At 69.7% G+C, this 8595-nt stretch carries 10 protein-coding genes and 1 pseudogene; 1 reads left to right on the top strand and 10 read right to left on the bottom strand.

The window, feature by feature from the left end; genetic code table 11:
- From RMO30_RS09105 to groES, 4 genes and pseudogenes are all read right to left on the bottom strand, one after another.
- A pseudogene (locus RMO30_RS09105) lies at nucleotides 1–400 on the bottom strand (amino acid ABC transporter substrate-binding protein); the annotation flags it as partial.
- A gap of 159 nt (nucleotides 401–559) precedes the next feature.
- Nucleotides 560–1816 carry an ABC transporter substrate-binding protein gene (locus RMO30_RS09100; protein ID WP_309712276.1) on the bottom strand — a complete coding sequence of 419 codons (1257 nt, stop codon included), beginning with the start codon at nucleotides 1814–1816 and terminating at the stop codon, nucleotides 560–562.
- A gap of 99 nt (nucleotides 1817–1915) precedes the next feature.
- On the bottom strand, nucleotides 1916–2557 hold the full coding sequence (locus RMO30_RS09095; RefSeq protein ID WP_309712273.1) for a hypothetical protein: 642 nt from the start codon (nucleotides 2555–2557) through the stop codon (nucleotides 1916–1918).
- A 137-nt stretch (nucleotides 2558–2694) separates the two neighbouring features.
- The gene (groES, locus tag RMO30_RS09090) at nucleotides 2695–2988 is read right to left on the bottom strand and encodes a co-chaperone GroES (RefSeq protein ID WP_191283535.1); all 294 of its coding nucleotides are present in this window, start codon (nucleotides 2986–2988) and stop codon (nucleotides 2695–2697) included.
- Between the two features lie 141 nt (nucleotides 2989–3129).
- Between groES and RMO30_RS09085 the strand changes: the two genes are divergently transcribed.
- The gene (locus tag RMO30_RS09085) at nucleotides 3130–4305 is read left to right on the top strand and encodes a THUMP-like domain-containing protein (protein WP_309712268.1); all 1176 of its coding nucleotides are present in this window, start codon (nucleotides 3130–3132) and stop codon (nucleotides 4303–4305) included.
- A 19-nt stretch (nucleotides 4306–4324) separates the two neighbouring features.
- Here RMO30_RS09085 and RMO30_RS09080 read toward each other — a convergent pair whose 3' ends face one another.
- The 6 genes from RMO30_RS09080 to alr are packed head-to-tail and all read right to left on the bottom strand — an operon-like array spanning nucleotide 4325 to nucleotide 8425.
- Nucleotides 4325–4702, bottom strand: coding sequence for a DUF4190 domain-containing protein (locus RMO30_RS09080; protein WP_309712266.1), 378 nt, complete (start codon nucleotides 4700–4702; stop codon nucleotides 4325–4327).
- Nucleotides 4703–4706: 4 nt separating this feature from the next.
- Nucleotides 4707–5744: a tRNA (adenosine(37)-N6)-threonylcarbamoyltransferase complex transferase subunit TsaD gene (tsaD, locus tag RMO30_RS09075; RefSeq protein WP_309712263.1), complete on the bottom strand. Its 1038-nt coding sequence runs from the start codon at nucleotides 5742–5744 to the stop codon at nucleotides 4707–4709.
- Entirely contained in the window at nucleotides 5741–6217 is a 477-nt protein-coding gene (rimI, locus tag RMO30_RS09070) for a ribosomal protein S18-alanine N-acetyltransferase (RefSeq protein ID WP_309712261.1), read from the bottom strand. The genes tsaD and rimI overlap by 4 nt, the downstream gene beginning before the upstream one ends.
- Nucleotides 6214–6819 carry a tRNA (adenosine(37)-N6)-threonylcarbamoyltransferase complex dimerization subunit type 1 TsaB gene (gene tsaB, locus RMO30_RS09065; protein WP_309712259.1) on the bottom strand — a complete coding sequence of 202 codons (606 nt, stop codon included), beginning with the start codon at nucleotides 6817–6819 and terminating at the stop codon, nucleotides 6214–6216. Before tsaB ends, rimI begins: the two co-directional genes overlap by 4 nt.
- A 47-nt stretch (nucleotides 6820–6866) precedes the next feature.
- Nucleotides 6867–7325 carry a tRNA (adenosine(37)-N6)-threonylcarbamoyltransferase complex ATPase subunit type 1 TsaE gene (tsaE, locus tag RMO30_RS09060; RefSeq protein ID WP_309712257.1) on the bottom strand — a complete coding sequence of 153 codons (459 nt, stop codon included), beginning with the start codon at nucleotides 7323–7325 and terminating at the stop codon, nucleotides 6867–6869.
- Nucleotides 7322–8425 (bottom strand): alanine racemase, encoded by a 1104-nt coding sequence (gene alr, locus RMO30_RS09055; RefSeq protein ID WP_309712255.1) that lies wholly within the window; start codon nucleotides 8423–8425, stop codon nucleotides 7322–7324. Before alr ends, tsaE begins: the two co-directional genes overlap by 4 nt.
- Between the last annotated feature and the right edge of the window lie 170 nt (nucleotides 8426–8595).

Here is an 8595-nt window from a genome sequence, read left to right as displayed (position 1 = left end):
ACTGCAGCGACGTGCCCGACGACGCGGCGCCGATGATGGCGGTCGGGTCGAACGCCAGGATGCGCGGCGCCTCGGTCTCGTAGGCCTTGTTGTCGGTGTTACCCGAGTCACCAAACTCGACGTTGATGGTCAGACCGGTCGACTCCGCGTAGGCGTTGACTTCGCTGACGCCGTAGCCGACGCCGGCCTCTTCCGGCGGGCCGAGGAAGGCGAGGTTGCCGGTCTGCGGCAGCAACGTTCCGAGCGTCATCGTGTAGTCGTCGATGGCGGTCGGTCCGGCGGGTTCTGCAGCCGGGGCACAACCTGCAAGCACGAGGGCGCCGGTCGCGATGACCGCGATGCCCAGTGTGCTCTTGAGGTTGCGCGACCGGAAGGCGGATGCCTTGGTCGTGATGCTCATGTCACTCCTTGAGTGTTTTCAACAGGAAAGTAGACCGGACAGCGTCCGGCCAGTTGTTGCCACCGTAGCCCGGCAAAAGCCTCGCGACGATTCCGCACTGTTACAGACGTGTAACGCGACGAAAACGTTACTTTCGCGTAACAGTGACAGTCGAGGTCGTCAGCCGACGACCACGGCCTGCCGGGCGTACTTGTTCTCGGCGTTGTAGGCCACGACGACGTACGTGCCGCGCTGCGGATCGCCCTCCGCGTCGAGGTTGGTCGAACCGCTGAGCCCGTCGTAGTCGATGTCGGTCTGGGTGCGCAGCACGTCGACGCATTCCCCGAAGCTCGTGCATTTGATGCCATCGACGGAGGCCGCGCCGAGCAGCCGCGCGATCGAGGCGCCGCCGTCATCCGCGGCAAGAACCGCCGCGAGCGCCGCCAGTACGGTCGCGTCGTATGCCTCGGCGGCGTACCGGAAGTCGGCGACGGCCGGATCTTCCTGCTTGATCTTCGCCTGGAAGGCGGCATCCGTCTCAGCGCCCTCGATCACCCCGTTGACGCCGTTGAGAAGCCCGGCGGGTAGCGCCTGGGAGTAGTCGGCGAGGTTCTGACTGGTGAGCCAGAGTTTCGCACCACCGAACCCGGCGGCGGAGAGCTGGGTGATGAGTGCCTTCGTCTGATCGCCGTTGTCAGGGGTCGAGAGCACCACGGCATCCGGTGCCGCCTCTTTCACCGTCGCGACGGCTTCGGCGAGCGCCTCAGCATTGGCATCGGCCGCGACCTCGACGGCCTCGAGTTCGATCTCGGTGGCCTCCAGGGCGGCTGCGAGGGCCGCGGAGAGCGATGAGCCGAGGTCGTCGTCGCGGAACACGATCGCCACCGACTCGACGTCGCGGTCGGCGAACAGGTCGGCGAGCACGATCGCCTGGTGCGGGTACGACGGGATCGTGCGGAAGAAGATGCCCTCGGTGTCGAGCGCGGTGAGTTGGGGGTAGGTTGCGGCGGGCGAGATGAGTGGGATGTCGGCCTCTGCAGCCGGCTCCAGGAGGCGCTGCGAGAGCACCGACGACGACGGGCCGATGACGACATCCACGCCCTGCGTGACGAGGTCGGCGAACGACTCCTCCACCTTCTGCGTCGAGGCGTCGCCGGAGTCGCGGTTGACGACCACGACGGGCGCGCCGTTCACGCCTCCCGCCGCGTTGATCTCACGGATCGCGGCGTTGACGCCCGCGACTTGAGCCGGGCCGATGAAAGCGACGCCGCCGCTCGACGGGAAGAGCGTGCCGATCTTCAGTTCGCCGTCCCCGGGCGGCGTCGGGGTGGGGGCCGGGGGCGGGGACGGAGTCGGGGCTCCGCCGCAGCCGGCGAGCGCAAGAAGGGCGCCGACGGCGACCGCCGTCACGGCGGCACGTGCGAACGGACGCGGCATCCGGAACTCCTTCTTCGGGGACGCCGCCACCCTACCCACCGGCCGCATCCGCTCTCGGAAGGCGCGTCGCGGAGGGCCGACGGGACGACCCGGGACGAGTCAGAAGCGCGCGTCGAACTCTTCGCAGCTCAGGTTCGGTGGAGCCCAGATGAACCAGGCGTCGGGGCACTCCTTCGACACGTTTCGCAGGCCGTCTTCGGTGAACGCGCGCACGATCTCAGCCGGGTCGGTACCGACGTCCTCCATGTCGAAGTACCACATGTCGGCGGCGGCACAGCCTTCTTCGGGGACGGGGATCTCGGTGAATGCGAGCACAGTGCTCGGCGTCCACGGCGTGTTCGCGCCGCCGTCGCCGATGTCCCAGTAGCCGCGGGTCGTCGTGATGGTCATCGTCGCCGGCACTCCTCCGGTCGGCGGCACCTCCGAACCCAGTGCCGTCGACGTCAACGACTCTTCGGTGTAACTGATAGTCGACCCTGTGGTCGTAACCGTCACCCCCGCGGTCGGGCGGACGTCGCCGTCCCCATTGGCGCTGAACGACTGCGTGACGTCGCAGGTGAATCCGCTCAGTGCGACCCCCATGACGTCGCCGGTCACGACCGCGGCATCCAGCTCGAGGTCGTCGCTGAGCCACGGGTCAATCTTCACGTCGTCCGCGGGCGCCGCGGGGCCGCCGGGGCCGGTGCAGCCGGCGAGCGCGACGACGATCAGGGCAACGACGAGAGTCCGAGACGCAATCATGACCGCCATCCTGCCGTCTCGACAGTCGCGAGCGCGAGGTTTCCTCCACACCCGTTCGAGGAAGCGCCTCGGGCGGCATGCAGAAGGCCCCGCCGTCACCCGGTTGGGGACGGCGGGGCCTTCTGACGGGAAAGTCGTTAGCCGATGACCGCGAGCACGTCGCGAGCCGAGAGCACGAGCAGGTCGTCCCCGCCGAACTTCACCTCGGTGCCGCCGTACTTGGAGTAGATGACCTTGTCGCCGACCTTGACGTCGAGCGGGACGCGGTTGCCGTTGTCGTCGATGCGACCGGGTCCGACCGCGACGACTTCGCCCTCCTGGGGCTTCTCCTTCGCGGTGTCCGGGATCACGAGACCCGACGCGGTGACCTGCTCGGCGTCGACCTGCTTGATGACGATGCGATCCTCGAGCGGCTTGATGGAGACCGACACTGGATGACCTCTTTCTAAAAGACCCTGCTAGCAAAGTTTGGGTTGGCACACTCCGACTGAGAGTGCCAGAGACCACCATAGCGTTTCGTTAGCAGTCGTTCAACGCGAGTGCCAATGTCGGTGAGGGGCGAGAATGGCCGGATGGACGTCGACGATCTGCGCCGGCTGCTCTCTTCCGAGGGGCTGCGGTTGCTCGACGAGGTGGGCGAACTGGATGCGGCCGCCGACGTCGTGCGCACGGTCTCCCGGCTGCGTGCCGCCGGACACGACGGCGGACTCGTCGCGGCGGTGCTGGAGCAAGCTCGCCTCAGGTCCCGGGCGCGAGCGAAGTTCGGCGACTTCGCCGACCGCATGCTGTTCACCCCGACGGGCCTCGAACAGTCGACCCGGCTGCGAGTCGCCGCCCTGCACGCCGGCCGGTTTGCCGACGCGCAGATCGACGTGATCGCCGACCTCGGCTGCGGGATCGGGGCGGATGCGATGGCGCTCGCCGCACTCGACCTCGGAGTGGTCGCCGTCGAGCGCGACGAACTGACCGCAGCGGTCGCGGCCTTCAACCTCGCGCCTTTCCCGTCGGCGCGCGTGGAGCTCGGGAACGCGGAAGACGCCGACCTCGCCGGGGTGGGCGCGGTGTGGCTCGACCCGGCACGTCGTGACGGGACGACGAGGCTCACGGATCCCGGCGACTGGTCGCCGTCGCTCCAGTGGGCGTTCGATCTCGCCCGGCGGCTGCCGACGGGGATCAAGCTCGGCCCGGGCCTTGACCGCGACCTCATTCCCGACGACTTCGAGGCGCAGTGGGTCTCGGTCGATCGGGACGTGGTCGAGCTGGTGCTCTGGTCGGGCACGCTCGCCCGCCCCGGCATCCGTCGTGCCGCTCTGGTCCTCAGCGCGGGCGGTATTGCCGAGCTGTCGGCACCCGCCGACTCCGCCGATGCCGAAACGGGCGACCTGGGAGAGTACCTGGTCGAACCCGACGGTGCCGTCATCCGTGCCCGGCTGATCGGCGACCTCGCGCGCAGCCTCGACGGACGGATGCTCGACCCGACGATCGCCTGGATCACCTCACCCGAGCCCGCGGCGACGCCGTTCGGTCAGTCGTTCCGGGTGCTCGAGCGGTTTCCCCTCGACGTGAAGACCCTGAAACGCGAACTCGGCGCGCGGGGCATCGGCACCCTGGAGATCAAGAAGCGCGGCGTCGACATCGACCCCGCACAGTTTCGGAAGAAGTTGGCGCTCTCCGGGGAGGGGAGCGCGACCCTCGTACTCACCAGGATCGCGGGCTCTCGCACCGCGATCCTGGTCGAGCGGATCTGATCCCGACGGGCCGGTCGGCTCAGTACGGGTAGGTCGAGTACATGCCGCCCATGCTCGCCATCCACACGGCGAAGATGATGACGCCGATGATGTAGAGAACGATGATCGCGGTGAATACATAGCCGAGGATCAGCCCAGCCAGAGCGAGGCCGCGTCCGCCCTCCCCGGTGCGCTTGATCTGGCCGAGCGCGATGTGGCCGCAGATGATGCCGCCCAGTGGGACGACGAAGCCGAGAATGAGCGCGATGATCGCGAGGGTGTTCGTCGGCGGGGCGTAGTACCCGGGAGCCGCGGGCTGGCCATAGGCCGGGTAGGTCGGCTGCGCGGGGGGAGCAGTCGGCGGCGTGGCGGCGTCGGGCGTGGGAACCGGCGGAACCGGAGGCTGAGGATCGGTCATGGCCCTAAGTTTGCACGATCGTGACGGGAAGCGTGGAGTCCGCGCCGAACTCCGCGGAGGGGGCATGTCCCTCCGCGACCAGCCGAGCGCCCAGTGCCGCGATCATCGCCCCGTTGTCGGTACACAGCGCCAGCGGCGGGATGCGCAGGGCCACGCCCGCCTCCGCGGCGCGTTGCGTCGCGAGCTCGCGCACCCGGGCGTTCGCGACGACCCCGCCGCCGAGCAGGAGACGCGGAACCCCGAGGTCGCGACAAGCCGCGATCGCCTTCGCGGTGAGCACGTCGGCGACCGATTCGCGGAACCCTGCCGCGACATCCGCGACGTCCAGGGTTTCGCCCGCCTGCTCGACATGTCGGGCGACCGCGGTCTTGAGCCCAGAGAACGAGAAGTCGTAGCGGTGCTTCTCGAGGTCCTTCGGATGCGTCAGGCCGCGCGGGAACCGGATCGCCAGCGGGTCACCGCTTGCCGCGGCGACGTCGATCCGCGGCCCGCCGGGATAGGGCAGCCCGAGCAGGCGTGCGACCTTGTCGAACGCCTCCCCGGCAGCATCGTCGATCGTCTCGCCGAGCAGCTCGACGTCGCGCGTGAGGTCACGCACGAGCAGCAGCGAGGTGTGCCCGCCCGAGACGAGCAGAGCGATCGTCGGCAGCTCCAGCTCCCCGCCGTCGACCCGTAGCAGGTCGGCACCCACGTGGCCGACGAGGTGGTTGACGCCGTAGAGCGGTAGGTCGAGAGCGATCGCGAGGGCCTTCGCGGCACCGACCCCGACCATGAGCGCCCCGGCGAGACCCGGGCCGGCTGTCACCGCGATCGCGTCGAGGTCGTGCAGCCCGACACCCGCTTCGGTGAGCGCCGCATCGAGCGTCGGGCGCAGCGCCTCGAGGTGGGCGCGCGCGGCGACCTCGGGCACGACGCCGCCGTAGCGGGCGTGCTCGTCCATGCTCGACGCAATGACATTCGCGAGCAACTCGGTGCCGCGCACGATCCCGACACCGGTCTCGTCGCACGAGGTCTCGATCCCGAGCACGAGGGGGCCACTCATGCGAGACTCACCTGCGGATCGGGTACGACGAGGCGCATGATCAGCGCGTCGACTCCGTCGGGCTGGTAGTAGTTCGGTCGCACCGCGATCTCGGCGAACCCGAGCGACACGTAGAGCGCCTGCGCGCCGGGGTTATCGGCGCGCACCTCAAGGAACACCTCGGTCGCCCCACGCCGCCGCGCCTCGTTGAGCAGGGCGAGCATGAGGGTGCGGCCGAGGCCGCGACGGCGGGCGCGTTCGACCACGGCGATCGTCTGGATGTCGGCCTGGCCGCTCCCCTGAGGGGCCTGCAACCCGGCGTAGCCGTCGACGCCGCCATCCTCGGCCTGGGCAACGAGGTAGTAGCCGTGGGCGCCCTCGATTTCGGCCGCCATCATTGCGGGCGACCACGCGTCGCTCACGAACATCGCCGTCTCGATCGCCATGATCGCCTCGAGATCGGCGGGGAGGGCACGGCGCAGCGACCAGCTCATCGCGGAACATCGGGCATCGGGACGGCGGGCATCGTGACATCCGGGGGGCGCAGATAGAGCGGCTCGGCCGGCCCGAGCGGGCGGCCCGCAGTGAGCAGCAGTTCGGCGACGAGACCGAGGGATGCCGCGCTCACCGTCGGCGAGTCGAGCACCAGAACACCGGGGTTTCGGTGGGTGATCGCGTCGAAGCCGTCCCGGAGGCAGAGCTCGGGGCCTTCGAGGCGAACGACACCCGGGTCGTACAACGACCACGCGACCTCGCGGCGCCGGGCGTCCGTGACGACGAGCACCCGTTCCTCGCACCCGAACGCGACCGCATCGTGCGACACCACAGGATGCACGGGCACGCCGACCCCGAACGCGAAGGCGCGCGCGGCAGCGATCCCGACCCGCAACCCGGTGAACGGCCCGGGGCCCATCCCCGCCACCACACCGGCAACCTGTCGCGGCTCGATCCCCGCGTCCGCGAGCGCCGCACGCAACAGCGTGCCGATCGCCTCGGCGTGCCGACGCGTTCCTGCCTCGTCGGCTTCGGCGAGCACCCGCCCTGCGTCGACGACGGCCACGCTCGTCCCCGCAGAGGTATCGATCGCGAGCAGCACGGTCAGAAGCCTATGTCGGGTTTCGACACGCCGCCTTTGTCGGCTACTCAACCAGCGAGGGAAGCATCCAGGTGCCGCCAGCGGGGGCCGTTGCCGGTGACGGTGACGTCGCGGGAGTCGTCGGTGGCATCCCGGGAGATCGCGACGTCGATCCAGGAGTCAGCAACGCCGTCCAGCTTTCCCGCACCCCACTCCACCACGACGATCGCCCCGTCGTAGTCGAGGTCGAGGTCGTCGAGTTCTCGCGCGGTCGCCAGCCGGTAGGCGTCGACATGCACCAGCGGTGTGCCGGAGGCGGTCGGATGCTCGCGCGCGAGGACGAAGGTGGGGCTCGTGACGGCACCGCGGGCTCCGAGTGCGGCGCCGAGGCCGCGCGTCAGAGTGGTCTTACCCGCCCCGAGCGGACCGTCGAGCACGACGAGGTCGCCCGCCTCGAGAAGCACCGCGAGTCGCGCCCCGAGCGCCTCCATCGCATCGGCATCGGGGATGGTGAACCGGGTGGTCATCGCGCGGCAGCGCCGTCGACGAACACTCTCGGCACCCGTGAACCCACGCGGGTGACGATCTCGTAGCCGATCGTGCCCGCGGCGCGGGCCCAGTCGCTCGCGCTCGGCGCACCGGTCGCCGGATCTCCCCACAGCACGACCCGGTCGCCGACCGCGACCGCGTCGTCGCCGACGTCGACGAGGAACTGGTCCATCGCGATGCGCCCGACCTGGCGGTAGGTGGTGCCGTTGATCGCAACGGTGGCCGAGCCCGAGGCGGCGCGCGGTACCCCGTCGGCGTAGCCGAGCGGCACGAGCGCGAGCGTGGTCTCGCGGCTGGTGCGGTCGATGAATCCGTACGACATCCCGGTGCCGGCTGGCACGCGGCGCACGGCCGCGACGGTGCCGGCCAGTTCCATCACCGGACGGAGCCCTAGGGCGGCGGGGTCGGCGTCGTCGCCGTATTCGACCCCGTAGAGCCCGATTCCGAGGCGCACGAGGTCGAGCCGAGTGTCGGGCCGGGTGAGCGCGGCCTGGGTCGAGGCGAGATGCTGCAGTTCGGGGTCGAGGCCCGCGTCCCGTGCGGCGTCGACGAGCTCGACGAACAGTTCGAGCTGGCGGTCGTCATCGGCGGGCGAGCTGTTCGACAGGTGGGAGAAGATGCCGCGCACCCGTAGCTGGCCGCGGCGCTCATGGTCGGCCGCTCGGGCGAACGCGGTGATCGCGTCGGTCGGCGGGAACCCGTTGCGGCTCAGGCCGGTGTCAATCTTGAGCTGCACGGTTGCGCCTGCGGCGGCGGCGCGCTCGAGCTGGTCGATCGTGCTCACGCCGAGGTCGATGTCGTGCTCAACAGCTGCGGTCGCGTCGAGGTCGGGACCATGCAACCACGACAGCACGGGGGTGGTGATCCCTGCCGCGCGCAGCTCCAGCGCCTCAGCGAGGTCGGTGACCCCGAGCCAGTCGACGTTGTGGTCGGCGAGCGCTCGGGCGATGCCGACGGCCCCGTGACCGTAGGCCTGCGCCTTAACGACACCCATCACCTTCGCGGGAGCGACCGTGGCTCGCAGAACGTCGAGGTTGGCCTGCATCGCCCCGAGGTCGATCCGCGCTTCGCGCAGCATCAGGCGATTTCCGTGATGACCTGAGCGATCGCGACGCCCGCATCGTGGGACATGGAGAGATGGATGTGGGTGATCCCGCGCCGCTCGGCGATCGCGGCCGCCGCGCCGGTGAGCCGCATCGACGGGTTGCCTTCGGCATCCGAAACGACTTCCATGTCGTGCCAGGTGAC

Source organism: Pseudolysinimonas sp. (assembly GCF_031389465.1).
In the GTDB taxonomy this organism is placed as follows: Bacteria; Actinomycetota; Actinomycetes; order Actinomycetales; family Microbacteriaceae; genus Pseudolysinimonas_A.
This window is presented reverse-complemented; position numbering and strand designations above follow the sequence as displayed.